This is a genomic window from Serratia odorifera (assembly GCF_041448735.1).
Taxonomy (GTDB): domain Bacteria; phylum Pseudomonadota; class Gammaproteobacteria; order Enterobacterales; family Enterobacteriaceae; genus Serratia_F; species Serratia_F odorifera.
In genome coordinates, this window is record NZ_JBGMUT010000005.1 from 183,655 (window position 1) to 210,201 (window position 26,547).

Here is a 26,547-nt window from a genome sequence, read left to right on the forward strand (position 1 = left end):
CACTAGGTGGGGGCAGGGGGGACATCGTTCAACCCCGCAATGAAATTAACCGTTGCTGCGCAACAGCCAGTCCAGCGCGCGACCGGGCAAAATACGGCGCAGTACGCTCAAGGCATGGGCCAACAGGGTCACCGGATAGCGCAGCCGCGCTTTCGGGCTTTCCAGCGCATGGCGCAATTTGGGCAACACCGCCTCTGGCGGCAGCGTCAGGCGTTTGGCAATCCCCGGATTGTGTACCGGCCGATCGCTACGCGTTTGGTTGACGTTTTGGCTGAAATGGGTAGTCAGCGGGCCGGGTTCGATCAGACTGACCTGAATACCGGTACCGTGCAGTTCCATACGCAGGGCATCTGACCACGCTTCCAGCGCGAACTTGCTGGCGGCATAGGCGCCGCGCCCGGCACTGGACACCAGCCCCATCACCGAACTGGTCTGAATAATGCGCCCTTCGCCGTGCGGCAGCATGGCCGGCAACAGCAGTTGCGTCAACTGGTGGGTGCCGAACAGGTTGGTGGAAAACTGCTGTTCCAACTGTTGGCGGGAAATGCCGCTGAGCGGGCCGTATACCCCGAACCCACCATTGTTGAACAGGCCGTACAGCCGACCGCCGGTCATGTCGATCACCTGCGCCGCCGCCCGCTCAACGCTGGCGCTGTCGTCCAGATCAAGCTCGATGCCTTCCAGCCCGAGCTGCTGCATGTTGTCGACGTCCTGCGCCTTACGACAGGCCGCCAGCACGCGGTAGCCGCGGTTACGCAAGTCCTGAGCTGCGATCAGGCCAATGCCGCTGGAACAACCGGTTATCAATACCGCTTTTTGCATAACTTTACCTAGTGTACAACCCTATTTAATTAGACTCATGTTTTACTAATGGTTTCAGGCGCTCCGCCATCCAGGTGGCGATAAACGGCTGCGCGTCGCGGTTGGGGTGCAAACCGTCATCCTGCATCCATTCCGCTTTGATCGCCACCTGTTCCATATAAAACGGCACCAGCGGAATGTTGAACTGTTTGGCCAACTGCGGGTAAATCGCGCTGAAGGCCTCAGTATAGCGGCGTCCGTAGTTCGGCGGTATGCGGATTTGCATCAGCAGCGGCTGGGCGCCAGCCTGTTGCACCAGGGTAATGATCTGGCCGAGATCGCGCTGCACATCCTGCGCCGGGAAGCCGCGCAGGCCGTCGTTGGCCCCCAGCTCAATCAGCACCCAACGCGGTTTATGCTGCGTCAACAGCGTCGGCAAGCGTGCCAGGCCTTGAGCGGCGGTGTCGCCGCTGATACTGGCATTGATTACCGTCGGCTCACCGGGCTGCTGCTGCCATTGGTTGGCCAGCAGCGTCGGCCAGGCCTGTGCGACCGGCAGCCGATAGCCGGCGCTTAAACTGTCGCCAAGAATCAATAACGTATCGGCAGCCGCCGCACGTAAACCGAATAAGCCCAACAGCAAAAGGAAGGGAAAATGCCAGCGGAAAACGTTCTTGAAGTTCATCATCTTAGTAAACACGTTGGTCAGGGTGAGCATCAGCTCACCATCCTTACCGGAGTCGAGCTGGTTGTCAAACCCGCGCAGACAATTGCCCTGATAGGCGAGTCCGGTTCGGGCAAGTCGACGCTGTTGGGGATCCTGGCCGGGTTGGATGACGGCAGCGCAGGCGATGTTCATTTACTGGGCGAATCATTGACCGCGTTGGACGAAGAGGGGCGCGCCGCGTTGCGCGCCAACAACGTCGGCTTTGTGTTTCAGTCGTTCATGCTGGTGCCGACGCTCAACGCGTTGGAAAACGTACAATTGCCGGCGTTGCTGCGCGGCGAAAGCGATCGCCAGAGCCGCGAACAGGCGGTGCAACTGCTGGAGCAGCTTGGTCTGGGGCAGCGTCTGAGTCATCTGCCGGCACAGCTGTCCGGCGGTGAGCAGCAGCGGGTGGCGCTGGCGCGTGCCTTTAGCGGTCGGCCGCGGGTGCTGTTTGCCGACGAGCCGACCGGCAACCTGGACCGCCAGACCGGCGAGCGCATCGTCGATCTGCTGTTTACCTTGAACCGCGATTTTGACACCACGCTGATCCTGGTGACTCACGATGAAACGTTGGCGGCGCGCTGCCAGCGTCGGCTGCGCTTGCGTGAAGGCAAGCTGTGGGAGGAAGCATGATCTGGCGCTGGTTCTGGCGTGAATGGCGCTCGCCCTCGCTGCTGATTGTCTGGTTGGCATTGACATTGTCGGTGGCCTGCGTGCTGGCGCTTGGCAGTATCAGCGATCGCATGGACAAGGGGCTAAGCCAGCAGAGCCGGGATTTCATTGCCGGCGATCGGGTGTTGCGCAGCGCGCGGCCGGTGCCGGAGGGCTGGCTGCTTGATGCGCAACAGCAGGGCTTGCAGGTCAGTCGCCAACTGTCATTTACCACCATGACCTATGCCGGCGACAGACCGCAACTGGCGAACGTCAAGGCGACCGATCTGGCCTATCCGCTGTATGGCCGGCTTGAGACACGCCCGGCCAACGTCAAGCCGCAACCAGGCACGGTGCTGGTGGCGCCGCGCCTGCTGGCGTTGCTGGGGGTGAAGGTCGGCGATAACCTGGAGGTGGGTGATACCCGGCTGCGTATCGCCGGGGAGATCGTCCAGGAGCCGGATTCTGGCTTTAACCCTTTCCAGACCGCGCCGCGTATTCTGATCAACATGGCGGATGTCGACAAAACCGGTGCGGTGCAGCCCGGCAGTCGCTTGACCTATCGCTATATGTTTGCCGGTACGGCGGAGGATCTGGCGCGTTATGAAACGCGTCTGACCCCACAGCTGAAAGCCGACCAACGTTGGTTTGGACTGGAAAATTCCGGCGGGGCGCTGGGTAAGTCGCTGCAACGTTCGCAACAGTTCCTGCTGCTGTCTGCGTTATTGACGTTGCTGCTGTCAATCGCCGCGGTGGCGGTGGCGATGAGTCATTATTGCCGCAGCCGTTACGATCTGATCGCGGTATTGAAAACCCTGGGCGCCGGCCGCCGGGCACTACGTCGGCTGATTATCGGCCAGTGGCTGGCGGTGCTGGCGCTGGCAGCGCTGTGCGGCAGCGTCATCGGGCTGGCGTTTGAGGCGTTGCTGATCAGATTGCTGGCGCCGGTGTTACCGGGCGAGCTGCCGGCAGCCGGCGGCTGGCCGTGGTTGTGGTCGATGGGTGCGCTGGTGCTGATCTCCCTATTGGTCGGTATACGGCCGTATCGCCAGCTGTTGGCCACCCAGCCGCTGCGCGTGTTGCGGCGCGATGTGGTGGCCAATGTCTGGCCGCTGCGCTATTTCCTGCCGGCGACCGCCATCGTGGTGGTGGCGGTGCTGACGGTGCTGATGGGAGCCAGCACGCTGCTGTGGTCGATTCTGGCCGGTATGCTGGTGCTGGCGCTGCTGTTGGGCGGCATTGGCTGGGGCAGTCTGCTGTTGCTGCGTCGTATCACGCTACGCAATCTGGCGCTACGTCTGGCGGTCAACCGGCTGTTGCACCAGCCGTGGGTGACGGTCAGCCAATTGGCGGCCTTTTCGCTGTCGTTCATGCTGCTGGCGTTGCTGTTGGTGTTGCGCGGCGATCTGCTGGATCGTTGGCAGCAGCAACTGCCGCCGGATACGCCGAACTACTTCCTGCTGAACATGACCGGCGAGCAGGTACCGCAGGTCAAGGCGTTCCTGCAACAGCATCAGCTGCCGGAGGAAACCTATTATCCGATTGTGCGCGTCCGTCTGACGGAAATTAACCAACAGGTGGCGACCGAACGGGTGCATGAGGACGACCCGGGCGGCGAAGCGGTCAACCGCGAGCTGAACCTCACCTGGCTGGCGGCACGGCCGGATCACAATCCGCTAACCGCCGGATACTGGCCACCGAAGGCCGGTGAAGTGTCAATGGATGCCGGCATCGCTGAGCGACTTAAGGTGACGTTGGGCGATACGCTGACCTTCAGCGGCGATACGCAGTCGTTCAATGCCAAAGTAACCAGCCTGCGCCAGGTGGATTGGGAAAGCCTGAAACCCAACTTCTACTTTATCTTCCCGCCGGGTGCGCTCGACGGTCAGCCGCAAACCTGGCTGACCAGCTTCCGTTACGACGGTGACGGCAGCATGCTGACGCAATTGAATCGGCAATTCCCGACCCTAAGCCTGATGGATATCGGTTCCATCCTGCAACAGGTCGGCGGCGTGTTGCAGCAGGTGAGTCGGGCGCTGGAGGTGATGGTGGTACTGGTGGTGGTGTGCGGCGGTCTGCTGTTGCTGGCGCAGGTGCAGGTCGGCATGCGCCAACGGCGACAGGAACTGGTGGTGTACCGCACGCTGGGCGCCAGCAAGCGTTTGCTGCGTGGCACGCTGTGGTGCGAGTTTGCACTGCTCGGTCTGGTGGCGGGGATCGCCGCTGCGGTCGGCGCAGAGGCGGCGCTATGGTTGCTGCAAAGCCGGGTGTTTGACTTCCCGTGGCAGCCAACGCCGCTGTTGTGGTGGTCATTGCCGTTGCTCAGCGCGTTGCTGCTGTCACTGTGCGGCGGCTGGCTGGGAGTGCGCCTGCTGCGTGGCCAGGCGCTGTTCCGCAGCTACGAGGGTTAACGCCGTTATGACCAGCCCAGCCCTGTGGCGGCGTTCCGCCTGCTACAGGGCTGGTGATCAATGGCCCTGCCGGCGGTGGCCGCCGTCTGGCTGCGTGAGCGCGGCTTTCAAGGCGTCGATAAAAACCGTCACCCTGTGCGGCAGATAGCGAACGGTGGGCACGACCGCCCAAATTGAGAGCTGCTGCGGGTTCGCGTCCTGCAAGCTGACTTCTTGCAACAGACCCAGGGCAAGCTCCTGTTTGACATCCCAGCGGGATAATTGCGCCAATCCTACTCCCTGCAGGCATAACGCCCTGATCCCTTCCACATTGCTGCAGCTGAAGCGCCCGTCAACGCTGCAGCCGGTTATCTGCCCATCAATATCAAACGACCACTGCGGCACGTTGGAGAGTCGCAGACAGTGGTGTTGCCCGAGCTGATTTATCGAGCGTGGCGAGCCGTGCAGCGCCAGATAATCCGGCGATGCGCAGAGTATGCGTGGGTTATCGGCGATTTTGCGCGCGATAAGGCTGGAGTCACGCAGCGGCGCCACCCGCACTGCCACATCGATACCACGGCCGACGATGTCCACCACTTCATCGCTGAGCTGCAGATCGATACGCATCTCGGGATTGTTGGCCAACAGCGTGGGTAGCAGCGGCAGTAACGTCCTGTTTCCCAGTCCTGATGGCGCGGTGATGCGCAATAATCCGCTGGCGCCTTTGCTGTCGGGGAGAAACAGCGCTTTCGCGCTCTCTTCAGCCTCGGCGATCGCTCTGGCATAGGGAATAAATTCGGCGCCTTCCTGGGTGAGCGAAATGGCGCGCGTGGTGCGTTGTATCAGGCGCTTGCCCATTTCCTGCTCCAGTGCCGCCAGTCGTCGCGAGGCTGACATCGGCGTGATGCCGAGCCGCCGCGCTGCCTGCGCCAGACTGCCGCTTTCGGTAACGGTAAGAAAAAGCTGAACATCGCTGATATTCATTATTCATTGCCTATGTCTGTCGCGCCGCTGCAATTGCCCGGATGACCGGCAACGCCGGTTCGCTGAACGGAGTTACCCTGATTATAACGATTTTCGTTATTCTGCCGTATCAGAATGGGCGATTTCCGCTTTGTCTCACAAGGATTATATTTTTTGCAGAGATAAATAGTCATCAGGAGTCGTTATGTCCCTTTCCCCGCTGTTCAGTCCCAACACCGTTAATCGCCTACGCTTGCGCAATCGTCTGGTGGTGGCGCCAATGACCCGCGTAACCGCGTCGCAAGACGGCATCGCCAGTGAACGAATGCAACGTTACTACCAGGATTTTGCCCGCGGTGGCTTTGGGTTGACGATTACTGAAGGTATCTATATTGATGACCAATGGTCGCAGACCTATGATTTCCAGGCGGGACTGATAAATGACGCGCAGGCCAACGCCTGGTTGAGCATCACCGACGCGCTGCATGCGCATGGCGGCAAGATGATTGCCCAGTTGCAGCATGCGGGGGCGCTGTCTCAGAGCGATCGTTACCGCCAGGGTACGGTGGCACCCTCCGCCGTTCAGCCGCAGGGAGAGCAGTTGACGTTCTATCGCGGTGAGGGGCAGTACCCGTTGCCGCGCCAACTGAGCGATGCAGAAATCCGCGCTATTATCGACAGCTTTGCCGGGGCCGCCGAACGCGCGGTCAGTCAGGCGGGCTTTGATGGCGTAGAGATCCACGCTGCGAACGGTTATCTGCTGGATCAGTTCCTGACCAAACACACCAATCTGCGCAGCGATAAATGGGGTGGGGATACCGCGCAACGCATGTCGCTGAACCTGGCGGTGATCGACGCCGTCCGCAGCCGGCTCGGCAATGATGCGCTGGTTGGCATCCGTATCTCACAGGGCAAGGTGAATGACTTTCAGCACAAGTGGGAAAACGCCGAGCAGGATGCGCGCACGGTATTTACCCTGTTGGCTGAGTCGGGGGTAGATTATATCCATCTCACCGAGCATCAGGCCTGGCAGCCGGCGTTTGCCGACGGCGGGCTGTCGCTGGTTGCGCTGGCGCGAAAATATGCGCCTGAGGTAACGATTATTGCCAACGGCGGTCTGCATGAGGTTGCCAAAGCAGAAGCGTTGCTGCAACAGGGCGCCGATCTGATCGCCCTGGGACGCGGTGCGCTGGCAAACCATGACTGGCCAAAACGCGTTGAAGGTGGTGAGCCGTTGCGCGAATTTGATCGTCGCATCCTTGGGCCGATAGCCGATATCAAAGACAGCGAATTACCGTCATAGTCACCGTTTTTGGCGGTACGGCAATAAAAAAGGGCGCGATTCATTGGAACCACGCCCTTTTTGCTGCCGGTCAGCGAAGACCAGGAATTAGGCCAGCCTTTGCCGCGCCCAGTCGAGGCCGCTGCGGTATTCCGCCGGCAGCAGGGGAGTCAGATCTTCAAGTGCCTGCGCCAGTGCGTCGGCGTCGGGATCGTTGAGATTGAGGTGACCCACTTTGCGACCTTCGCGCACCTCTTTGTCATACCAGTGCAAATGCACCAGCGGCAGGCCGAGCCAGGCGGTATTCACTGCGGTGCCAATCAGATTGACCATCACCGACGGCGTATTGACCACCGGTTTGGGCAGCGGCAGGCCGAGAATAGCCCGCAGATGCAGCTCGAACTGGCTGATTGACGCACCGTTCTGCGTCCAGTGCCCGCTGTTGTGTACCCGCGGCGCCAGTTCGTTAATCAGCAGTTTGTCGCCGACGATAAAGCATTCCATCGCCATTACGCCGACGTAGTCGAGCGCATCAAGGATGGCCGACAGCATCTGTTCCGCCTGCTGCTGTAACGCCGGGTTTGGCGTAGGCAGCGCCACGCTGGTGCGCAGAATGCCGTCTTCATGCAGGTTGTGGGTCAGCGGATAGAATACGCATTGACCATCATGACCGCGTGCACCGACCAGCGACACTTCACCCGAAAAGTTGATGCCCTGCTCGACGATGCATTCGCCGTATGCATCGGCCGGCAATTCGTGCTGCTGACCATCGCGCAAACGCCATTGGCCGCGACCGTCATAGCCGCCGACGCGGCGTTTGACAATTGCCAGCTCACCCAACGAGGCGAACACCTGCGGCCATTCGGCGGCATCCGCCAGCAGTTGCCACGGCGCGGTAGCCAGATTGAGCCGATCGAGCAGCTGTTTTTGCGTCAGGCGATCGGCCAGACGCGGGAAGATATCGCGGTTGACGAAGCTGTTATGCGTCGCCAGTTCGCGCGTCAGCGCCGTTTCTGGCCAGCGCTCGATTTCGGCGGTGATCACGCTGTTTTGGTACGGCACCGCTTCGGGTTCGGCATCCAGCCCGACAGGGTAAACGGCGATGCCCAGCGGTTCGCCGGCCTGGCGCAGCATGCGCCCGAGCTGTCCGTTGCCGAGTACGCAAACCGGTTTCATGCATCCTCCCGCGGGTCCGGATGGTTCAGCACCTCATCGGTTTGCGCCTGGCGCCAGTCGGCCAGACGCTGTGCCAGTGCGGCATCGTGCAGTGCCACAATCTGTGCCGCCAGTAGCGCGGCGTTCGCTGCGCCGGCCTTGCCGATCGCCAGCGTGCCGACTGGAATGCCGCGTGGCATCTGGACGATGGAATACAGGCTGTCAACGCCGCTCAAAGCCGCGCTCTGCACCGGCACACCCAGCACAGGTACCAGCGTTTTCGCCGCCAGCATGCCTGGCAGATGCGCTGCGCCGCCGGCACCGGCGATAATCACCTCAAAGCCGTTGGCGCTTGCCTGTTCGGCAAAGCTGAACAGTTTATCCGGCGTGCGGTGAGCGGAGACGACCTCGACATGGAACGGGACATCAAGTGAAGTCAGAACCTCGGCCGCGAATTGCATGGTGGCCCAGTCACTTTTTGATCCCATTACAATTGCGATTTTAGCCTTGGTATTGGCGGCTGAAGCAGCGTTGGCTCCCATGGATGTAAGGCTCCTGTAGATTGTTCACGCATCGGCCGGTTGCCAGCGGAGGCAGGCCGTTTGAGGGCGTAGAGCATATCATGGGTACACGGCGAGGAAAACGGTTGCGTGGCCGCTTTTCGCCGTCAAAAGCGCTAAAATTTTTAGTACAGCGTCAGCGTGGCAATCAGAACGGGAATGGGATCAGCTCAACGGCGTCGGCGGTGACCTTGACCATCGAACCTTGATGATGCCAGGCGCCAAGCACCACTCGCTGCGCTTTGCCGTTGGCGAGTTGCAACGAATGCACCGCAGGGCGGTGGGTATGGCCATGGATCATCCAGTGTACCTGATGTTGCACCATCGCCTGCTCAACCGCCTGTGGATTGACGTCCATGATGTCCAGCGATTTATGCTGATTGCTTTGCTGGCTGCGCGCGCGCATATTGGCGGCGATCTTCAGGCGCCAGCGTAAAGGCATCGCCAGGAACAGTTTCTGGATCAGCGGGTTATGTACCCGACGGCGAAACTTTTGATAGGGCAGATCGTCGGTGCACAGGGTATCGCCGTGCAGGATCAGTATCCGTCGACCGTACAGCTCCACCACCTGCTGTTCCGGCAGTAGCGTCATGCCGCTGGCGTTGGCAAAGCGTTTGCCGAGCAGAAAATCACGGTTGCCGTGGATGAAATAGCACGGGACGCCAGCCTGTTGCAGCGCTTTCAAGGCGGCGGCGATTTCAGCGTGCAGTGGTTCGGGATCGTCGTCGCCAATCCAGGCTTCAAACAGATCGCCAAGAATGTAGAGCGCTTCTGCCTGAATGGCTTCTCGCTGTAAAAAACGCAGAAAACCGGCAGTAATTGCCGGTTCCTGTGCGCATAGATGCAAGTCTGCGATAAACAGCGTGCTCATGCCGCCGCGATTACTCGCTGACGGTAACGCTGGTGATCACCACGTCTTCTACCGGCACGTCCTGGTGCATGCCGCTGCGGCCGGTTTTCACACCTTTGATTTTATTGACCACGTCCATGCCTTCAACCACTTCGGCAAATACGCAGTAACCCCAACCCTGTGCGTTCTCGCCGCGGAAGTTCAGGAAATCATTGTCTGCCACGTTGATGAAGAACTGCGCGGTAGCGGAGTGCGGATCGTTGGTGCGCGCCATCGCCAGGGTGCCAACGGTATTTTTCAGGCCGTTGTTGGCTTCGTTGTTGATTGGCGACTGGGTGCTTTTCTGGTTCATGCCAGGTTCAAAACCACCGCCTTGAATCATAAAGCCATTGATAACACGGTGGAAAATGGTGTTGTCGTAGAAACCAGCGCGGCAGTAGTTCAGGAAGTTTTCAACGGTGACCGGTGCTTTGTCTGCGAAGGTGTTGATGACGATGTCGCCGTGATTGGTGTGGAAAGTAACCATAGTTTTAATCCTAACAAGATGAAGTGAGATGCCACAAAACAGGTGTGAACAATCAGAACGACCTTATAACATATCTCCTTTGGCGAGTCAGTAGCGGCAACCGGACACGCCGTCGCCACAAACGGGGATGTTATGTTATAACTCATCAAGCAGATCGCAGGTTTCTGTCGCCCGCCAGCGCAAACCTTGGCCTTGACCTTGCATTAGATCGGCCTTCGCGGTTCAATACGCTGATCCCTGTTATTAATACTGTTACTACGCACACCACGGAATGTCCCGATGCTAAAGATTTTTAATACCCTGAGTCGTCAAAAAGAGGAATTCAAACCTATTCATGCCGGAAAAGTCGGTATGTATGTGTGCGGGGTAACCATTTATGACCTGTGCCACATTGGCCACGGGCGTACCTTTGTTGCTTTCGACGTAGTAGCGCGTTATCTGCGTTACCTCGGTTACGATCTGAATTACGTGCGCAACGTGACCGACGTTGACGACAAAATCATCCGCCGTGCGGCGGAAAACGGTGAAACCTGCGATCAACTGACCGGTCGCATGCTGGCAGAAATGCACGCCGATTTTGATGCGCTGCTGATCGAACGTCCGGATCTGGAACCGCGAGCCACACAGCATATCGCCGAGATCATCGAGCTCACCGAGCGTTTGATCGCTCGCGGTCACGCCTATGTCGCCAGCAACGGTGACGTGATGTTCGCCATCGACAGCGATGCGGATTACGGTCTGTTGTCGCGCCAGGATTTGGACCAGTTGCAGGCCGGTGCGCGCGTTGAGGTTGACGACGTCAAGCGTAACCCGATGGATTTCGTGTTGTGGAAAATGTCCAAGCCGGGCGAGCCGAGCTGGCAGTCGCCGTGGGGCGCTGGCCGTCCTGGCTGGCACATCGAATGTTCGGCGATGAACTGCAAGCAGCTCGGTACCCATTTCGATATCCATGGTGGTGGTTCGGATCTGATGTTCCCGCACCACGAAAACGAAATCGCCCAGTCCAGCTGCGCCCATGACGGTCCATACGTCAATTACTGGATGCACTCCGGCATGGTGATGATCGACAAAGAGAAGATGTCCAAGTCGTTGAACAACTTCTTCACCATTCGCGACGTATTGGGCTATTACGACGCAGAAACCGTGCGTTACTTCCTGATGTCCGGCCACTATCGCAGCCAACTGAACTACAGCGAAGAGAACCTCAAGCAGGCGCGTGCATCGCTGGAGCGCTTGTACACCGCGCTGCGCGGTACCGATCCGTTGGCGACTCCTGACGGTGGCGCCGAGTTCGAGGCCCGTTTTCGTGAAGCGATGGATGATGACTTCAACACGCCGGAAGCCTATTCCGCCCTGTTTGATCTGGCGCGTGAAGTGAACCGTTTGAAGAACGAAGACATGGCGGCCGCTAACGCAATGGCGGCGGAATTGCGTAAACTGGCCAAGGTGCTCGGCCTGCTGCAACAAGAACCGGAAGCGTTTCTGCAAAGCGGTGCACAGGCCGACGACGGAGAAGTGGCGGAAATCGAGGCGTTGATCAAACAGCGTAACGATGCGCGCAAATCCAAAGACTGGGCGCTGGCGGATGCCGCGCGCGATCGCCTGAACGAAATGGGTATCGTGCTGGAAGATGGCCCGCAGGGCACCACCTGGCGGCGTAAGTAAGTTTGTCTCGGTAATAAAAAAGGCGCCTCAGGCGCCTTTTTTACTTGACCGTGTTCAGGGTTTTACCGTCACTTTACTGCCGGCGAATTCGACCACCTGGTCGGCAACGATCTTGCAGCGTTTACGCGTTTCCACCTTGCCATCAACCTTCACCAACCCTTCGGCGATGACTTCTTTGGCGGCACCGCCGCTTTCGCACCAGCCCTGAAACTTCAGCAGATCGCACAGTTCGACGTGAGGGTGACTTTCCAGATTAAAAATTTCCATACTGCCTTACTTATTTAGGTTGAACGTCATGGTATTCCTCGCAGGCCTGCAAGGTATTCTGGATCAGTGTAGCAACGGTCATCGGGCCGACGCCACCCGGCACTGGCGTGATGTAGGCCGCACGCTGGCTGGCAACGTCAAATTCTACGTCGCCGACCACTTTGCCGCTTTCCAGGCGGTTGATGCCGACATCAATGACGATCGCGCCCGGCTTGATCCAGTCGCCGGGAATAAAGCCCGGTTTGCCCACCGCCACCACCAGCAGGTCGGCGTTCTCGACGTGGTGACGCAGGTTCTTGGTGAAGCGGTGGGTAACGGTGGTGGTGCAACCGGCCAGCAGCAATTCCATGCTCATCGGTCGACCGACGATGTTGGATGCGCCGACCACCACGGCATTCAGGCCGTAGGTATCGATATTGTAGCGTTCCAGCAGCGTAACGATGCCACGTGGGGTGCAGGGGCGCAGCTTGGGGGCACGCTGACACAGGCGGCCGACGTTGTAGGGATGGAAGCCGTCGACGTCTTTGTCCGGATTGATGCGTTCCAGCACTTTGACATTATCAATACCGGCCGGCAGCGGCAGCTGTACCAGAATACCGTCGATGTCGCCGTCGACATTCAGTTGGTCGATCAACTTCAGCAGTTCGGCTTCGCTGGTGGAAGCCGGCAGATCGTAAGAGCGGGAAACAAAACCCACTTCTTCACAGGCACGTCGCTTGCTGGCAACGTAAATTTGCGAGGCCGGGTTCTCGCCAACCAGCACTACTGCCAGGCCTGGCGCGCGTTTACCCGCGTCCAGACGTTGTTTAACTTGCTCAGCCACTTCGTTTCTAACCTGCTGCGCAATCGTTTTACCATCAATAATCTTTGCTGCCATCGGTGTGGAAATCCATCAAATAAGAAAAGCGGGGATGCGGCTATTTTGTCAGAAGCTGAGCGCGCTGTCAGGCGCTGAATCAGGATATGCATCGTTTACTGCGGATGAAACGCTCCCATCCCAGGCATTTTTTGCCGGCTTGTGTGGGTTGCCGGCGGCAAAATATCACGGCGCACGGCCAGATAGCGGCTGGTAAGCCATTGCGCTGGATGAAAAATCAGCATAAGGCGCGCTTGGCGCGGCGAGGTTATGAAAAGGCATTGACTCAACAACCTCTGACCGTATAATCCAACCCGCAACTTCGGTTGCCGCATCCCAATGCGCCCTTAGCTCAGTTGGATAGAGCAACGGCCTTCTAAGCCGTAGGTCACAGGTTCGAGCCCTGTAGGGCGTACCATTTTCGCTTCTCCCGACCTCTACTAAAGTCCACCGGTCTTCCATCACATGCGACTTCTGCAAGCAGCTTGTCTAGCCATACCTCTTAAGGTGATTAATCCCTGGCCGTTGCATAGGCGCTTGGTACATTCGCAACCGGGAGATCATAAAGCGTATCGCTATTGCAGTTGCGGCAGATAATACGATCGCCATCGATGGCATAAATAGCTCAGGCAAGCTATCTACAGCGCGGAACTACATCCAACAGACCATTAAGTGCTATTGATCGTCTGCGGTATTCCGATAACAACTCAAGCTTGCCGGTTGGTATCATGCTATAACCCGATTATGGCGGTGTACTGACGGCGCTAATCTATTAACAGCGGACGATTAACGCCGGTTGATTGTATTAATCGCAGCTGAAAGTGATGTTTTTTTCATAAACAAATATTTGTTTATCGCCAACATTGATCACTTTCGATGGAGTGCCAAAACTTTTTATGATTATCTCTCGCATTAAATTATCGTCTGTTATTATGAAGTTTCCGCCGCGTTGGTACCACTCAGCTTTCGACAACCATCTATTGCAGGCGAGGATATTCAAATCTCTATTTACATTAAGTGGAGCAACGGATATATCACCGTCAATGCTAACAGATGACGCAAACCAAAATGAGGCGTATCCATTTTCCAGGTGATTTTCTCTAATAGCGATTTTTAACTGGTTTATGATGTCACTTGATATGTCTTTTTTCTCACTAACCACAACGGAAGAAACTAGCACTGCAATGACAACAGCGCCAAGTATGCAAAATCTCCATCCTTTGGATAAGGACGATCTACCAATGACTACGGGTGCTAGAATAAAGAAAGAAACGATATATCTTATTGTCCATACATCTATCGGGCGATTACTGACAAGATAGGCTGGCACCATAACCAGGCAGGCTAGGCAAATGGTCATGTTCAACATCGAGGTCGTGAATATCTCTTTTATTGATAATGCACAGGCAATAATCAAAATGGTCAAAATAATAAAGCAGAAAACAGAAAGTATAGCCGTGATATCAGAAGGTGACTTGCCAAAAAAGAAGGCGCCGCTATAAAGAAGGAATCCTTTTGTGAAGAGGTACAGATTGTTCCCGATGTCATCAAAGGCAACAAACGTTGGGGCGGGGATCCCGGGCAGGATGAACCAACCGTTGGATCTCGCATATCTGACCATCATCTTTGATGCCACATATGCCAATAGGCTGGCAAACAGTATTATAATATATACAGGTCTTTTTTCCTTTGCAAAGAAATAAATAGAAGATATTAATATCGGCGAAAGCATAAGTAGTTTTATTATATCGTCACTGAAACAGGCCAACGTCAACGATAAGGTATAAATAATTATCGACAATAATGAATCTGTTTTAGTGTAACGTTCAATCATTATGAAGCATACAAGCATGCAGACATAGGTACCGACGTGTATTACCGCTATTAAGGTGTTTAATGCAGCGAATCCAGATGGAATAGCCACGCCAAACGCAATGGCCCATAGCGAGCCAGCGTTTTCCCTAGACAGATAAAATGTCATCAACGTCACCATTGTATACATTATCGCTGGTATTAAATATGCTTGATATGCTCCGTAGCCGAAACTTTTTGATGCAAGACCGTACCAGATTATATCGGTAAAATAAAATGACACGGTAGAAAGATGCCAGCCGCCAAGCGTCCAGTTTCCGTTAGCCATATCCTTGCCGGCTAACAATCCTGAAACGGCATCTGAATTTGGTCGTATCTGGCTGGAAATGTGTGCATAGAACAATGTTAAAATTACAAAAGCAATGGCGTAAAAAACTATTTTCTTTATAGATGATGGCATTTTATCGTTCCTTTAAAATTTATCTATTATTATTTGAAATAGTTGACAGTATTTATATGGGCCTTGCCTATAGTTTTAGATTGCAATCTCCAAACATGTTTTTGTTATATGGTTTTTGAGCGACATTATAGGAAAGCCATTCGTCTGCGTGCATCCTACGTTCAGTGCTTTCTTTCTTTAATGTAAAACAGCCAGCCGGGAAGTGCATCGCGGATATTCAGCCGGTGACGGAGCAAGCAAAGCTATTATTGTGATTAGCCAATGGCCACAGAGCCAACGTTAATTCAAACCTTGACGATGTGATATACACCAGTTAAATACTTAAGTGCTATGTAATATCCCCCCGTTATACGGGGGGATCTGTCATCGGCTTGTTACCCGTGGGATCTCCGGATCTGGTTCGTGAGTTATTCGGTTACGCAGATCTCTGCGGATAATTTCAATCGACCAGAACCAGACTAAATGCCCAAAAATTTCAGACACATTTTCATACCATGGTAGGTCTAACAGAGCAGGAGTCAACCCCATGAGAGGGAAGGAAATCATATGTACAAATAGCTGTGCTAATGCACCCGCCAATAACCCTTGCCAGAGTTTGATTTTCGGGAAAACCTCGGCTACAACGCAGTAACCCAGCGCGAAAACTATTGAAAAGATGATGTGTGTGACACCGACCCAGTTAAACACATGTCCGGCAAAGGTATAGACTGCCGAGTTAGGATCGGCAAAACCCAACCAGTCACGCAGAAAAATATAGGGTGGGTTGAGGAAGTTGCGGGAGCAATCGATTTGTTCCGCCGCTCTGATTAATGACTCAGGGCCACAGGCAGCAGTAAAAATATCCGTTGGGCTGCGAGGGGGGAAAGGTACTTCGGCCCCCCATTTGACGAATGCTGACACGATGCCGGCAATCAGGCCGATAAAAACAGCCAAACCATAACGTCTACGCTTTGCTGGAGTCTGTTCAAATATATTCATATTCCATCCATTGAATTTACTTATGTTAATGTAATCATTTATTAGTATTCCAAAAGGTTAGGAATATAAATAAATGCCTTGATGGGGAGACCAATTATACTATTGCAATATAAAGCATTCACCCGGACCAGCCAAGCCAGCGGTCGGGTTCCAATTCGCCAGTTCACTACCTTGCTAGCGCCGCAGCCCACCACCGGCGACGGTAATCCTTCCCTTTACTCCTTTTGTCGTGGATATATTGCAAGCCTTTGTAGGCTAACAGAGGGGGCGTCGCTGGCAATGAGAAGTCTTTTTTAGTGGTTAAAACGAGGACGTTTGATTGAATTTATATGCGGGGCGTAACAATATGAGGGTAATCCGGCAATGCTTAAAGCGACCATCAGCAAGACAACGTTATACTAATTTTTAGTAACATAACTCTCGTGCTTGTTTTCAACCCGACTTGATGGTCGGTTATTATTGAAAAACTCTGAGTGGAAGCAAAAAGCCAGCTGTCGGGTGGGTTGTTGAGCATCCCCTCAGCAACCATGCAGCTTTTGGCGGCGTGGCTGCATTGCTGTGCCTATCAGCATTGTTGAGACGGTTTTTGCCGGCTTCTCATGCTGACGGGAACACTAACGTCGGCGATTGATCCCCTGGTAGAGGGATCGCCAGGGGAGCCTAACCGTAGTAAGGAGATCATGGCCGTCAGCGCGGCCATGGCCATCAGGCAATTTTCTTGGACAGGAAAATTGAGGGTTTTTCTACCGTATAATGCAGCAGCGTTGATAATAATAGGATAAAGGCAAAGGTAATAAAAAATGCGGCTGCAACACCCACGTTATGATCAACCAGGATGCGTAAGGTGGCATAGCCAATAACGGAATGTAACGCGTAATAGGGATAGCTGATACTAGACAGGAATGAGAGTATCCGGAATTCCCTGAATTTATCTCTCAATGCATAGCATGTGCTAAATAGCAGCAATGCATAAGCGTAGCTCATGGGGGAGTTGGGAAATTGATCGGCGATCGGCCCTATGTACCAGGTAACCAGCACTATGGCAAACAACGCTATAGCGTAGATAATTAACTGTCTGCTATTTATCCTCTGCTCTAAATGATAGTGGAATAAAATACCTATCGACATAAACAGCATAAAAAGTAGACACATTTTTATACCGTAAGGGGAGAGTTTAAATTCGCCGATAGAATAGGTATTCGGCATTCCTTTTGATAAATAGGTCAATAAACAAACGGTGAGAGAGGTGATGAAAATCAATGAGACGCTGCCGCTCAATATCTTGCCCCTGAAAACGGCGCAAAACAGGTAAAATACGATCTCTATCGATAGCGTCCAGTTGACCGCATCCATTGAGCGCTGATCAAAGATCAGCTGTGTTAGCGTCAGATTTGCCAGCACGTTCCAGAAGGAAAACTCAGGCGCGGCTCCCCAGTAAAAGCGTGAGGTCATAAATATAAATAACATCATAGTCAATGACGCAAATATATAGGTTGGGTATATTCTTATTGCCCGTGCCATTATAAATCGGGCTGGCTTTTTGTTTTTTAACGAAAATGGAATGACAAATCCGCTGATCAGAAAAAACACTGCAACGCCAAAGCTCCCATAGTCAAACCATGGCACCGGCGGCATCAGCCGGTCGATGTAGTGTGGGGTTATGCCAATAATTTCTGGTGATTTTGTCAGATATGCCACCACGGGTTGCGCCTCCCAAAATCTGCCAACCCAATGCGTTATCACCACAGAAATAAATGCCAAAACGCGAAGTTGATCGGCAAATACGACTTTCCCGGCCTTATTGTTCACTTTTAGTTCCCTGTTTTTCAATAGCACAGCTTGCCGGCAAAGCTTGAGCCATACATGACGCAAGCTTAAATTATGCAAACGCCACAATGCCGACATCAGCGTTAAGCAGCAGATCCTGACGGCGCTGTGAGTGTTGGTTAGGCCTGGCAAAAAGCAAGGCTACTCAGCATTTTACCTGGTGATAAGCGATAGGTCACGGGGGATGCTGGTGGAACGTTAATGATGTTAGCGTTGATGAACGGAAAAATGGCTTGGTGAACGAGGATTACGCTTTATTCCTTTACAACGCATTACGATAACTGACAGTTTAATAACATTTGATTTACAAAATAACCTTATCAGCGGGATTTAAACGTCGATGGGGCACCAGGTGATTTTTTATGTGTATCACTAGCGCGAGTCATCTTTTTGCAAACTCTTTATGCTGATAAAAAAACTGCGCATCTTTATTTTGTGGGCGAATAGTGAATGAAAGATTATCTGAAGCTTGCATTACACCTTCAATTTCCTGCACTGAAAAGATCGGCGATGAGTTAGGATGATCGACCTTACAGATTGAAATCCATGAGTTTTTATCAGAAGATAATGAACAGAAAGTGTTGTGATGAGTGATTGCGCTGATTCTCTTTTCGATAAGCTTGTTGGCATTAACCGCAAAGGAAGGAGGGGATTGATCACAGCCGACAATTATTAATGCAACAACAAAAATAGACAATTTCTTACACAAGCCATCCATATATTTACCTATTAATTATATATTAATTTACGGGTGATTGAGCTTGGTGATTATACCAGATGCAGTATGTGTGACAATATTTCGCCGCTAATCATTCACAGAATAAATAATAAATGCGCACTTTAGGTAAATACATTCGACATAATAAGCCAAGCGTGCCGTTTGTCGTGTCGAGGCGTTATCCCTGATAACTGGGTAAGGAAAACCTGATAGCAAGCCAATCATGGGCCACTCCGGGCAGTGCGTCAGCCACCCTGGGCTCGAACCTGTGACCTGCGGCTTAGAAGGCCGTTGATCGATTATTGGCGTTTTGCAGCATATTACCGGGTGGTCGGCAACAGCACCACGGCAGCTGGCAGCGTGGCACATTGATCGCCGTCGGCAGCTTATACCTGTCGGGGGTAGCGTAACGCATCGACAAACAGCGAAAAGGCGGTGGTGTGCTGCCTACGGCTTGGGTAATACAGGTAATAGCCGGGAAACGGCGCGCACCAGTCGTCAAGCACGTTGAGTAACTGGCCGTTGGCAATATCTGCCGCTACCGTGTCTTCTGGAACGAATGCAATCCCCAGACCGCTGCGCGCGGCATCAATGCGCTGTGGTAGGCTGTTGATGGTCAATTGACCGTCAACGCGCACGTTGACGGTACGGCCGTCTTTTTCAAATTCCCAGGCGTACAATCCGCCTTGCGTCGGTAACCGCATAGTAATGCAGCGATGACGTTGCAGCGCTTGCGGTGTCTCGGGCTGGCCATGCTTGGCGAAATAGTCTGGCGATCCTACTGCGACAAACCGCAGCTGTGGGCCGATGGGTATGGCGACCATATCTTTTGCCAGCTGTTCTCCCAAACGAATGCCGGCGTCAAAACGGCCGCTGACGATATCGGTGAGCGAATTGTCGGCGATCACTTCCACGTGGATATCCGGGTAACGTTGTAAGAAGGGATTCAGCACTGGCCATAGCACCGAATGAATGGCATGTTCACCTGCGGTGAGGCGAATATTTCCCGCCGGCGTTGCGCGCATATCCCCCAGCGCCACCAGTTGATGTTCAATTTCGCTGATGTGTGCGCCGATGGCGTTGACCAGGCGCTCACCGGCCTCGGTCAATGCAACGCTGCGCGTGGTGCGGGTCAGCAAGCGAAGATCAAGACGCTCCTCCAGCCCGCGAATGGCATGGCTCAAGGCCGACTGTGATACGCCGAGCCTGGCGGCGGCACGGGTAAAACTGCGTTCTTCTGCCACCATAAGAAACGACAGCAAGTCGTTGAAATTCTCTTTTAACATTTCTCTGCCTGAGTGAGTCATCGTGTCAACGGCTGGTTGCGCCGCCGCGAAAATGAGGGGGTTTCCAGCAGCAACGAAACCGCAGATTTAATGAGTTTACCTCATAAGCGCATTCTTATTTTGCACTCTAATCGGCAAAGTCCGTCGCTGTTATTCTTGCCATTACCGTCGGCGGTAAAAACCGTTGCATGCCGAATCTACGGCAGTTCGATACCGAATCGGCTAAACCTTAATGAGGAGCGATTATGAAATTACTCGCAGCGTCAGCGGTAATGATGTCTATGTTAGCCCCGGCAGCGTATGCCGATGTGGAGGAAAAAATGAAAATTCAACGCAGTGGTTCGCAACCGTCGCAAGCCGGACCGGAAGCCTATTTCAGCGGTCAGGTGCGTATCGATGCGCCTTTTCAGGGCAGCGAGCCGGCGCGGGTGGGAGGTGCGACCGTCACCTTCGAACCGGGCGCGCGTACTGCCTGGCACACTCACCCACTGGGTCAAACGCTGATCGTCACCCAGGGGCGTGGTTGGCTCCAGCAGTGGGGTGAGGCAATGCAGGAAATCAATCAAGGTGATATTGTCTGGATCCCGCAGGGCGTCAAACACTGGCATGGCGCAACCGCCACCACGGCAATGACGCATATCGCGATTGCCGAATCACTCAACGGCAGCCCGGTTGAGTGGATGGAAAAAGTCAGCGACGAACAGTATCAGCAGTAAGCCACAGAACCGCCGTTGCTCATTGTTAGCTATCCCGCCGAACAGGAGTCTAGATGATGAAAGTACTTGGTTATGCAGCTAAGTCAGCGCAGGTGCCGCTGGCGCCGTTTGAATTTACACGCCGCGATCCACGCCCGGACGATGTGGTGTTCGAGGTTCTTTATTGCGGTGTGTGCCATTCGGATTTACATCAGGCACGCAACGACTGGGGAATCAGCCTTTATCCGCTGGTGCCGGGTCATGAGGTGATTGGCCGCGTGACGGCGGTAGGTGACCAGGTGACCGGCGTTAAACTCGGCGATATTGTCGGCGTGGGGTGCATGGTGGACTCGTGTCGCCAATGCCAACCATGTCAGCAGGGACTGGAGCAGTACTGCGAGCAGGGGAACATCCAGACCTATAACGGCATCGATCCTCACGACAGCTTGCCGACCTATGGCGGTTATTCGCAAACCATGGTGACGACGCAAGATTTTGTGCTGAAAATTCCCGCAGGTATGGATCCCTCATCAGCGGCTCCGCTGTTGTGTGCTGGCATCACCACCTGGTCGCCGTTGCGCCGTTGGCATATCGGCAAAGGCAGCAAAGTAGCGGTGGTTGGCCTGGGAGGGCTGGGCCATATGGCGCTGAAGCTGGCAAATGCGCTGGGTGCCGATGTTACGCTGTTCACCCGTTCGGCGTCGAAAGAGGAGGACGCTCGCCGGCTGGGGGCGCATCACGTGATCCTGTCCAGCAGCGACGCGCAAATGGCCGAAGTGGCAGGGACGTTTGATCTGATTATTGATACCGTGCCGTACGTCCATGATATCAATCCGTATATGTCGACCCTGACGCTTGACGGTACGCTGGTGTTTGTCGGTTTTCTGGGTGATATCGATCCGATGCTGAACACCGTTCCGCTGATTTTAGGGCGTCGTTCGGTGGCTGGCTCGTGCATCGGCGGTATTGCCGAAACGCAGGAGATGCTGGATTTTTGTGGGCAGCATGGCATTACCTGCGACGTTGAGATGATAGCGATACAGGATATAAACCAGGCTTATGAGCGGATGCTGAAAAGCGACGTGAAATATCGCTTTGTCATTGATATGGCCTCGCTGCATGCATAACGGACGAATGGAATAATGCGCTCAAGCCCTGGCCGCTGACGTCAGCAGCTAACGCCAGCATGGCCAAGGTTTATTTTTCCATTCGGCGTTACATCTGTCACAGCAAACTTACCGAGCCATGACAAATCTATACACTGGAATTGCTAGTGTTAACTCACCCGATGATGTTGTGTGTTATTCCTTTCCTGTAGTGTATATCCCATCCCTATTGAGTTTATCCCGCCTGGTGCGGGATTTTTTTTATTGACGTGCGGCGATATTTATCTCGCCGGACATGATGTTGCGGGTGGTAGGCAGGGCCAAAAAGTCATGCGGGAAACCGAGTTCGATGGCGCTGACCTCAGCCAGCCGTTGCCATTGCTCCGCCTCCAGGCAGACTTCCAGCGCGGCCAGGTTATCCTCTAGCTGCGCCAGCGTACGAGCGCCGACGATCGGCGCGGTGACCGCCGGGTTTTGCAACGTCCAGGCCAGCGCAACCTGCGCCGGGCTGTAACCGGCCTGCTGCGCAATGATTTGCACCGTTTCGGCGATGGTGAGGTTACGTTCACTCAGCGAGCCCTTGCTGCGCGCGACGTCACGTCGGGTACCGCTCTCATCGCCAGTGGGGCGTAGATCCTGGCGCGAATATTTGCCACTCAACACGCCGCTGGCCAGTGGCGACCAGGGGATGACGCCCATACCCAGGGCCTGTGCCATCGGGATCAGCTCACGTTCAACGGTACGCTCGGTCAGGTTGTATTCAATCTGCAAGGCGATCAGCGGCGACCAGCCGCGCCAATCGGCCAGCGTTTGCATGCGTGCCGCCTGCCAGGCAGGGATATCGGAAATCGCCAGGTAAAGCACCTTGCCGGCACGCACCAGATCGTCCATTGCGCGCATGATTTCATCTACCGGCGTGGTGTCATCCCAGGCGTGCAGGTACAACAGATCGAGGTAATCGGTTTTTAGCCGTTTCAGGCTGTTCTCTACCGAATGCACCATGCTTTTCCGGTGGTTGCCGCCGGAGTTGGCATCGCCAGGATAAGTGGGCAAAGTGTATTTGCTGGCGATCACCAGACTGTCGCGGCGGCCGACGGCGAATTCGCCGATAAACTGCTCCGCGCTGCCTTCGGTATAACGGTTGGCGGTATCAATGAAATTGCCGCCGCGATCGACATAAGCGTCAAATATATGGCGTGATTGCTCTTTCTCGGCCCCCCAGCCCCAATCGGCGCCAAAGGTCATGGTGCCGAGCGCTAACGGCGAAACGCGCAGGCCGGAGCGGCCGAGTAAACGATAGGTATCCAGCGTGGTGGTAGCCATGGGCATTCTCCTGTGGTGTTGGTATTTTTAAGATAGTTGCCCAGCGCTATCGACGGAATACACTATAATGCGCATGTATTATTAAGTCAGAGAGGCATAATGAGAGGCGGTGACTTTGCAGAACTACGCGCCTTCGTGGCGATTGCCGAACACGGGAGCTTTGCTCGCGCGGCCGCTCACCTTGGCATGTCGGCGTCGGCGCTTAGCCAGACGCTGCGCAATCTGGAAACCCGCCTCGGCGTGCGGCTGTTAAACCGCACCACCCGCAGCGTGGCGCCGACCGAAGCCGGCGCGCAGCTGTGGGAAAGGTTACGCCCGCTAATGACGGACCTGGACGCTGCCGTCGCACAGGTGATTGACCAGCGTCAGCAGCCGGCCGGATTGCTGCGGCTCAATATCACGCGGGTGGCTGCGATGCATTTTCTTGCGCCGCGCATCAGCGCTTTTAACGCGCAGTACCCGGATATTACCCTCGATCTGAACGTCGAAGATAAGCTGGTGGATATTGTCGCTGGCGGTTTTGATGCCGGGGTGCGGCTGCACGAAAAACTCGACAAGGATATGGTGGCGATCAAGCTTGGCGGGGAACTGCGGATGCGCGTGGTTGCCGCACCAAATTATCTGTCGCGCTATGGCGAGCCACAAACGCCACGCGATCTGTTGCAGCATCGCTGTCTCAACTATCGCTGGCCGACCAATGGCAATCGGTACCGCTGGGAGTTTGAGCGCGGCGCGGAGAAGCTGGACATTGCCGTCGAGGGGCCGTTGGTAGTTAACGAGCCGGAGATATTGGTGCAGGCCGCCATCGACGGCATGGGCATCGCCTATCTGTTTGAGCATCAAATAGCCGCTGGGTTGGCGGAGCGGCGGCTGCTGCCGTTGCTGGATGACTGGACGCCGCCGTTTCCCGGTTTTTATCTTTATTACCCAGCTAACCGGCAGATGCCGCGCCCGTTGCGCGCGTTTATCGACTTCGCCCGGGCGAAGCGTTAAATGTGTGCCGTCGCTGCCCCTGTTCATTTTTTCTGCACATTTTGGCGGTACCGTATGCGCGTTATTAGCCCGCTTAGGCTAACACTGCATACTGGTACAAATACTCCCGGTTCCTAGACCGGGTTTTTTGTTGGCATTTGCCAGCACGTCACATAATCCCGCGCGAAAACAGCAGCATCTCGGTAAATAGCCCTAAGAATAATGTGGCTTACTGTTTGTTCCGAAAGACTACGGCTTGCGCTATGCTGTTGACGTCTAGCCGCTCACCGAGAAAGCTGCGGCGATGCTGATAGAGCCGACCATTAAGCGATTTGCCCGAATAATGCGTTAGAATGTTCTTGTTAAATAAAATTAACGCGGCAGACAGCCTGATTTGCGGCTTATTTATCTTCCCTATTTTGCTGGGTCATAGAATATGCACACAACTATTCTGGTTATTATGCGCGCGTGGTCAACACCATGAACGCCAGGATAATTTCTAAATATGGCCTACCGGTTGCACTTCAGCTTATTAACCTTTTCTTACTGACATTTCTGCTATCGCTGGTAGGGATATTTTCTCGTCCGATCGGCTCGCTGTCATTATTCTGGCCGGTCAACGCCATTTTACTGGGACTGTTATTGCGCAAGCCGGCGTATGCCACGCCGATGGGCTGGCTGGCCACCTACCTTGGCATGGTCAGCGCCGATCTGACCACCGGTGAAGGCGCGCCGCTGGCGCTATGGCTGAATGCCTGCAATATGGCGTTGATCGCCACCGGTTACGGCGTGATGCTGTTACTGCCCCAGTCGCAACGGCGGATGGGCAAGCCGCAGGCCATTCTGTATATGTTCGCTGCCAGTTTATCCGGCGCGGCGGTGGCGTCGACGCTGTCGGTGCTGCGCAATGACAGCCTGTATAACAATACGGTGATTACCGCCTGGCTGGCCTGGTTTAGCGAACAGTTTTCCACCACCTTGCTGATTCTGCCGGTGCTGCTGGCTGCCCCGCGCCTGAAGCCACTGCTGCGGATGCGATTCAACTGGCGGTTGAGCGCCAGCCTGCCGTTACTGGCGCTGATCGCGTCGTTGCTGTTTAGCGTGTACATCGGTGGGCCGGGAGCGATTGCCTTCCCGATCCCGGCGCTGCTGTGGTGCGCAGTCAGTTATCAATTGTTTACCGTTACGCTGTTGACGCTATTGACCGGCATTATCGAAATCAGCAGTATTTCGGCCAATGTAATGCTGTATGAAACCCCGAGCACCCGCGGCGCGCTGCTGGATACGCTGATGTCCGCCCGCTTGGGTATTGCCATGCTGGTGATGGGGCCGTTGATTGTGTCGAGTTCGATAGCCGTTAACCGCAAGCTGATGCGGCGGCTGGAACACAGCGCCAGCCATGATTTTCTCACCGGCACCTTGACGCGCAGCGCGCTGATGCGCAAAACCCGCGAACTGCTGGAGCAGAAACAGCGCTGCAAAGAGGCAGTGTCGTTACTGTTGATTGACGTCGACCATTTCAAACTGATTAACGATAGCTATGGCCACGTGATTGGCGATCGGGTGTTGGCGAATTTTATTCATCTGCTGCGGCGCGAATTGCGCCCCGATCAACTGCTCGGCCGTCTGGGCGGTGAGGAGTTTGCCATCGTGATGCCGCGTGCCCTGGCGGCACAGGCGGTGGCCATGGGGGAGTATTTGCGGCGTCAGGTGGAAAAAGCGCAAATCGACACGGGCGATCGCGCGCCGTTGAAACTGACCATTAGCGTCGGCGTCGCCAGCCTGGCGATGAACGAAGACAAGTCGCTGGAGCAGTTGATGAACATGGCGGATATCGCGCTGTATCGCGCCAAATCGCTGGGGCGTAACAGGGTCGAACCGTTTAACGTGCTCAGTGGCAACAGCGTCGATCACATCCTGTTCAAATAGGGGCTCAGCCCTGCTGTGGTTTGAATTTAACGCCGCAGTTTGGGCAAATCAGCATCACGCTTTGCTGCAGGCGCGAGCACTGTTGATTGGTGACATAGGCACATTTCGGGCAGGCGATTCGCATGGTGCGATGAATGATGCCTTTAACGTCGCGGGACTCAGACATGGCAGCTCCCTGTGTGAGGTGAAAGTCCACGCTAACACAGGTGCTTTGAAATTGCCTTAGGGATTTGTTGCCGGCGTTACAGCGCCTTCAACGCGCTCAAGGTTTCATCCATATCAATCTCGTGTTCAGAGAAGGTGTGGGTGACGTTTTGAAAGGTGACGATCGACAGCATGCGCAGACTTTGCATGGCTTGCGGCTCGGCCGCTGCCTGCGGGCGGATGCGATTCATCAACAGGCCGACTGACAGCACGGTATTTTCTTTGTCCACCTCGGCTTTTACCGGCACCTCTTTGGTGAAGGTATGGAACGACTTGATGCTGCTGATCTTGATGCGTTCATTGGCAATAATGATGTATTTGCTTGGCGCCAGAACTTTAACCGCAAAGGCAGAAGGCCCCTTGGCATTGTTGGTCGGTTCAAAGGTCACCGCGGCATTTTTCTTTATCAGCTCCGGGTTTTGCACTTTAATCACGTGAAAATAACGATTTTCTCCGTTCTCATCGGTAATAAAGCCGAAGCCTTTGTCTTCAAAAAAAGTCGTTATCTTGCCGTTCATGGTCATTCTCATCAGTTTGTACAATACAGTGCTTATGATAGCGC

25 protein-coding genes and 1 tRNA gene are annotated in these 26,547 nt (G+C 54.7%); 9 read left to right on the forward strand and 17 right to left on the reverse strand.

All coding sequences use genetic code 11. The features are described 5' to 3' along the window. Positions 1-45: 45 nt before the first annotated feature. Both ACCC84_RS15025 and tesA read right to left on the reverse strand, forming a co-directional pair. The gene (locus ACCC84_RS15025; RefSeq protein WP_004954437.1) at positions 46-822 is read right to left on the reverse strand and encodes an SDR family oxidoreductase; all 777 of its coding nucleotides are present in this window, start codon (positions 820-822) and stop codon (positions 46-48) included. A 25-nt stretch (positions 823-847) separates the two neighbouring features. Next, on the reverse strand, positions 848-1,486 hold the full coding sequence (gene tesA, locus ACCC84_RS15030; protein ID WP_164844328.1) for a multifunctional acyl-CoA thioesterase I/protease I/lysophospholipase L1: 639 nt from the start codon (positions 1,484-1,486) through the stop codon (positions 848-850). Between tesA and ybbA the strand changes: the two genes are divergently transcribed. Both ybbA and ybbP read left to right on the forward strand, forming a co-directional pair. After that, on the forward strand, positions 1,457-2,143 hold the full coding sequence (gene ybbA / locus ACCC84_RS15035; protein WP_039991029.1) for a putative ABC transporter ATP-binding protein YbbA: 687 nt from the start codon (positions 1,457-1,459) through the stop codon (positions 2,141-2,143). The two genes, tesA and ybbA, sit on opposite strands and share 30 nt — an antisense overlap. Then, complete coding sequence (ybbP, locus tag ACCC84_RS15040) at positions 2,140-4,572, forward strand: putative ABC transporter permease subunit YbbP (RefSeq protein WP_004954431.1); 2,433 nt, start codon at positions 2,140-2,142, stop codon at positions 4,570-4,572. The genes ybbA and ybbP overlap by 4 nt, the downstream gene beginning before the upstream one ends. A 57-nt stretch (positions 4,573-4,629) precedes the next feature. On the opposite strand, the gene ACCC84_RS15045 is transcribed toward ybbP, so the two are convergent. After that, positions 4,630-5,535: a LysR family transcriptional regulator gene (locus tag ACCC84_RS15045; protein ID WP_371902031.1), complete on the reverse strand. Its 906-nt coding sequence runs from the start codon at positions 5,533-5,535 to the stop codon at positions 4,630-4,632. Between the two features lie 184 nt (positions 5,536-5,719). Here ACCC84_RS15045 and ACCC84_RS15050 point away from each other — a divergent pair, with 184 nt between their 5' ends. Continuing rightward, positions 5,720-6,817 (forward strand): NADH:flavin oxidoreductase, encoded by a 1,098-nt coding sequence (locus ACCC84_RS15050; RefSeq protein WP_371902032.1) that lies wholly within the window; start codon positions 5,720-5,722, stop codon positions 6,815-6,817. Positions 6,818-6,904: 87 nt separating this feature from the next. Here ACCC84_RS15050 and purK read toward each other — a convergent pair whose 3' ends face one another. The 4 genes from purK to ppiB form a co-directional block, all read right to left on the reverse strand. Continuing rightward, positions 6,905-7,972: a 5-(carboxyamino)imidazole ribonucleotide synthase gene (purK, locus tag ACCC84_RS15055; RefSeq protein ID WP_371902033.1), complete on the reverse strand. Its 1,068-nt coding sequence runs from the start codon at positions 7,970-7,972 to the stop codon at positions 6,905-6,907. After that, positions 7,969-8,493, reverse strand: a complete 525-nt coding sequence (purE, locus tag ACCC84_RS15060) for a 5-(carboxyamino)imidazole ribonucleotide mutase (RefSeq protein WP_004954422.1) — start codon at positions 8,491-8,493, stop codon at positions 7,969-7,971. Before purE ends, purK begins: the two co-directional genes overlap by 4 nt. 166 nt (positions 8,494-8,659) lie before the next feature. Beyond that, entirely contained in the window at positions 8,660-9,382 is a 723-nt protein-coding gene (locus ACCC84_RS15065; RefSeq protein ID WP_004954419.1) for a UDP-2,3-diacylglucosamine diphosphatase, read from the reverse strand. A 10-nt stretch (positions 9,383-9,392) separates the two neighbouring features. Beyond that, positions 9,393-9,887, reverse strand: coding sequence for a peptidylprolyl isomerase B (ppiB, locus tag ACCC84_RS15070; RefSeq protein WP_004954414.1), 495 nt, complete (start codon positions 9,885-9,887; stop codon positions 9,393-9,395). Between the two features lie 279 nt (positions 9,888-10,166). Here ppiB and cysS point away from each other — a divergent pair, with 279 nt between their 5' ends. Continuing rightward, entirely contained in the window at positions 10,167-11,552 is a 1,386-nt protein-coding gene (cysS, locus tag ACCC84_RS15075; protein WP_004954412.1) for a cysteine--tRNA ligase, read from the forward strand. Between the two features lie 54 nt (positions 11,553-11,606). Here the strand turns inward: cysS and ybcJ are convergent, their stop codons facing one another. Next, entirely contained in the window at positions 11,607-11,819 is a 213-nt protein-coding gene (gene ybcJ, locus ACCC84_RS15080; protein WP_004954409.1) for a ribosome-associated protein YbcJ, read from the reverse strand. A 10-nt stretch (positions 11,820-11,829) separates the two neighbouring features. Then, positions 11,830-12,696, reverse strand: coding sequence for a bifunctional methylenetetrahydrofolate dehydrogenase/methenyltetrahydrofolate cyclohydrolase FolD (gene folD, locus ACCC84_RS15085; protein WP_198773331.1), 867 nt, complete (start codon positions 12,694-12,696; stop codon positions 11,830-11,832). A gap of 320 nt (positions 12,697-13,016) precedes the next feature. Here folD and ACCC84_RS15090 point away from each other — a divergent pair. Then, a tRNA-Arg gene (locus ACCC84_RS15090) sits at positions 13,017-13,093 on the forward strand. Positions 13,094-13,480: 387 nt separating this feature from the next. On the opposite strand, the gene ACCC84_RS15095 is transcribed toward ACCC84_RS15090, so the two are convergent. The 5 genes from ACCC84_RS15095 to ACCC84_RS15115 all read right to left on the reverse strand — a co-directional run bounded on the left by ACCC84_RS15095 (position 13,481) and on the right by ACCC84_RS15115 (position 19,756). After that, the gene (locus ACCC84_RS15095; RefSeq protein WP_371902034.1) at positions 13,481-14,947 is read right to left on the reverse strand and encodes a hypothetical protein; all 1,467 of its coding nucleotides are present in this window, start codon (positions 14,945-14,947) and stop codon (positions 13,481-13,483) included. 363 nt (positions 14,948-15,310) lie between these two features. Then, positions 15,311-15,925 carry a YagU family protein gene (locus tag ACCC84_RS15100; protein ID WP_371902035.1) on the reverse strand — a complete coding sequence of 205 codons (615 nt, stop codon included), beginning with the start codon at positions 15,923-15,925 and terminating at the stop codon, positions 15,311-15,313. Between the two features lie 705 nt (positions 15,926-16,630). Beyond that, complete coding sequence (locus ACCC84_RS15105; protein ID WP_371902036.1) at positions 16,631-17,734, reverse strand: acyltransferase family protein; 1,104 nt, start codon at positions 17,732-17,734, stop codon at positions 16,631-16,633. 400 nt (positions 17,735-18,134) lie between these two features. Next, complete coding sequence (locus ACCC84_RS15110) at positions 18,135-18,470, reverse strand: hypothetical protein (RefSeq protein ID WP_127913644.1); 336 nt, start codon at positions 18,468-18,470, stop codon at positions 18,135-18,137. A 386-nt stretch (positions 18,471-18,856) separates the two neighbouring features. Beyond that, positions 18,857-19,756, reverse strand: a complete 900-nt coding sequence (locus ACCC84_RS15115; protein WP_004954332.1) for a LysR family transcriptional regulator — start codon at positions 19,754-19,756, stop codon at positions 18,857-18,859. A gap of 281 nt (positions 19,757-20,037) precedes the next feature. Here ACCC84_RS15115 and ACCC84_RS15120 point away from each other — a divergent pair, with 281 nt between their 5' ends. Together ACCC84_RS15120 and ACCC84_RS15125 are read left to right on the forward strand one after the other, a co-directional pair. Continuing rightward, positions 20,038-20,472, forward strand: a complete 435-nt coding sequence (locus ACCC84_RS15120; protein ID WP_273869125.1) for a (R)-mandelonitrile lyase — start codon at positions 20,038-20,040, stop codon at positions 20,470-20,472. Between the two features lie 56 nt (positions 20,473-20,528). Then, positions 20,529-21,578, forward strand: a complete 1,050-nt coding sequence (locus tag ACCC84_RS15125) for an NAD(P)-dependent alcohol dehydrogenase (RefSeq protein ID WP_371902054.1) — start codon at positions 20,529-20,531, stop codon at positions 21,576-21,578. Positions 21,579-21,818: 240 nt separating this feature from the next. Here ACCC84_RS15125 and ACCC84_RS15130 read toward each other — a convergent pair whose 3' ends face one another. After that, positions 21,819-22,886, reverse strand: coding sequence for an aldo/keto reductase (locus ACCC84_RS15130; protein ID WP_371902037.1), 1,068 nt, complete (start codon positions 22,884-22,886; stop codon positions 21,819-21,821). Between the two features lie 93 nt (positions 22,887-22,979). Between ACCC84_RS15130 and ACCC84_RS15135 the strand changes: the two genes are divergently transcribed. Then, positions 22,980-23,873 (forward strand): LysR family transcriptional regulator, encoded by an 894-nt coding sequence (locus tag ACCC84_RS15135; RefSeq protein ID WP_371902038.1) that lies wholly within the window; start codon positions 22,980-22,982, stop codon positions 23,871-23,873. A 459-nt stretch (positions 23,874-24,332) separates the two neighbouring features. After that, complete coding sequence (locus tag ACCC84_RS15140) at positions 24,333-25,781, forward strand: GGDEF domain-containing protein (RefSeq protein WP_004954322.1); 1,449 nt, start codon at positions 24,333-24,335, stop codon at positions 25,779-25,781. Between the two features lie 4 nt (positions 25,782-25,785). On the opposite strand, the gene ACCC84_RS15145 is transcribed toward ACCC84_RS15140, so the two are convergent. Beyond that, the gene (locus tag ACCC84_RS15145; RefSeq protein ID WP_004954320.1) at positions 25,786-25,947 is read right to left on the reverse strand and encodes a YnfU family zinc-binding protein; all 162 of its coding nucleotides are present in this window, start codon (positions 25,945-25,947) and stop codon (positions 25,786-25,788) included. A gap of 76 nt (positions 25,948-26,023) precedes the next feature. Next, a complete protein-coding gene (locus ACCC84_RS15150; RefSeq protein ID WP_039991019.1) occupies positions 26,024-26,503 on the reverse strand; it encodes a cold-shock protein in 480 nt (159 codons plus the stop codon). Positions 26,504-26,547: the final 44 nt, after the last annotated feature.

Coding starts and splice junctions, on each gene's coding strand:
- ACCC84_RS15110 (WP_127913644.1), bottom strand. CDS start 18,470: ATGGATGGCTTGTGTAAGAAATTGTCTATTTTTGTTGTTGCATTAATA.
- ACCC84_RS15050 (WP_371902032.1), top strand. CDS start 5,720: ATGTCCCTTTCCCCGCTGTTCAGTCCCAACACCGTTAATCGCCTACGC.
- ACCC84_RS15115 (WP_004954332.1), bottom strand. CDS start 19,756: ATGTTAAAAGAGAATTTCAACGACTTGCTGTCGTTTCTTATGGTGGCA.
- tesA (WP_164844328.1), bottom strand. CDS start 1,486: ATGAACTTCAAGAACGTTTTCCGCTGGCATTTTCCCTTCCTTTTGCTG.
- ybbP (WP_004954431.1), top strand. CDS start 2,140: ATGATCTGGCGCTGGTTCTGGCGTGAATGGCGCTCGCCCTCGCTGCTG.
- ACCC84_RS15095 (WP_371902034.1), bottom strand. CDS start 14,947: ATGCCATCATCTATAAAGAAAATAGTTTTTTACGCCATTGCTTTTGTA.
- ACCC84_RS15120 (WP_273869125.1), top strand. CDS start 20,038: ATGTTAGCCCCGGCAGCGTATGCCGATGTGGAGGAAAAAATGAAAATT.
- ppiB (WP_004954414.1), bottom strand. CDS start 9,887: ATGGTTACTTTCCACACCAATCACGGCGACATCGTCATCAACACCTTC.
- ybcJ (WP_004954409.1), bottom strand. CDS start 11,819: ATGGAAATTTTTAATCTGGAAAGTCACCCTCACGTCGAACTGTGCGAT.
- purE (WP_004954422.1), bottom strand. CDS start 8,493: ATGGGAGCCAACGCTGCTTCAGCCGCCAATACCAAGGCTAAAATCGCA.
- folD (WP_198773331.1), bottom strand. CDS start 12,696: ATGGCAGCAAAGATTATTGATGGTAAAACGATTGCGCAGCAGGTTAGA.
- ACCC84_RS15100 (WP_371902035.1), bottom strand. CDS start 15,925: ATGAATATATTTGAACAGACTCCAGCAAAGCGTAGACGTTATGGTTTG.
- ybbA (WP_039991029.1), top strand. CDS start 1,457: ATGCCAGCGGAAAACGTTCTTGAAGTTCATCATCTTAGTAAACACGTT.
- ACCC84_RS15130 (WP_371902037.1), bottom strand. CDS start 22,886: ATGCCCATGGCTACCACCACGCTGGATACCTATCGTTTACTCGGCCGC.
- ACCC84_RS15045 (WP_371902031.1), bottom strand. CDS start 5,535: ATGAATATCAGCGATGTTCAGCTTTTTCTTACCGTTACCGAAAGCGGC.
- ACCC84_RS15025 (WP_004954437.1), bottom strand. CDS start 822: ATGCAAAAAGCGGTATTGATAACCGGTTGTTCCAGCGGCATTGGCCTG.
- ACCC84_RS15145 (WP_004954320.1), bottom strand. CDS start 25,947: ATGTCTGAGTCCCGCGACGTTAAAGGCATCATTCATCGCACCATGCGA.
- ACCC84_RS15065 (WP_004954419.1), bottom strand. CDS start 9,382: ATGAGCACGCTGTTTATCGCAGACTTGCATCTATGCGCACAGGAACCG.
- ACCC84_RS15150 (WP_039991019.1), bottom strand. CDS start 26,503: ATGAACGGCAAGATAACGACTTTTTTTGAAGACAAAGGCTTCGGCTTT.
- ACCC84_RS15125 (WP_371902054.1), top strand. CDS start 20,529: ATGAAAGTACTTGGTTATGCAGCTAAGTCAGCGCAGGTGCCGCTGGCG.
- ACCC84_RS15135 (WP_371902038.1), top strand. CDS start 22,980: ATGAGAGGCGGTGACTTTGCAGAACTACGCGCCTTCGTGGCGATTGCC.
- ACCC84_RS15140 (WP_004954322.1), top strand. CDS start 24,333: ATGAACGCCAGGATAATTTCTAAATATGGCCTACCGGTTGCACTTCAG.
- cysS (WP_004954412.1), top strand. CDS start 10,167: ATGCTAAAGATTTTTAATACCCTGAGTCGTCAAAAAGAGGAATTCAAA.
- purK (WP_371902033.1), bottom strand. CDS start 7,972: ATGAAACCGGTTTGCGTACTCGGCAACGGACAGCTCGGGCGCATGCTG.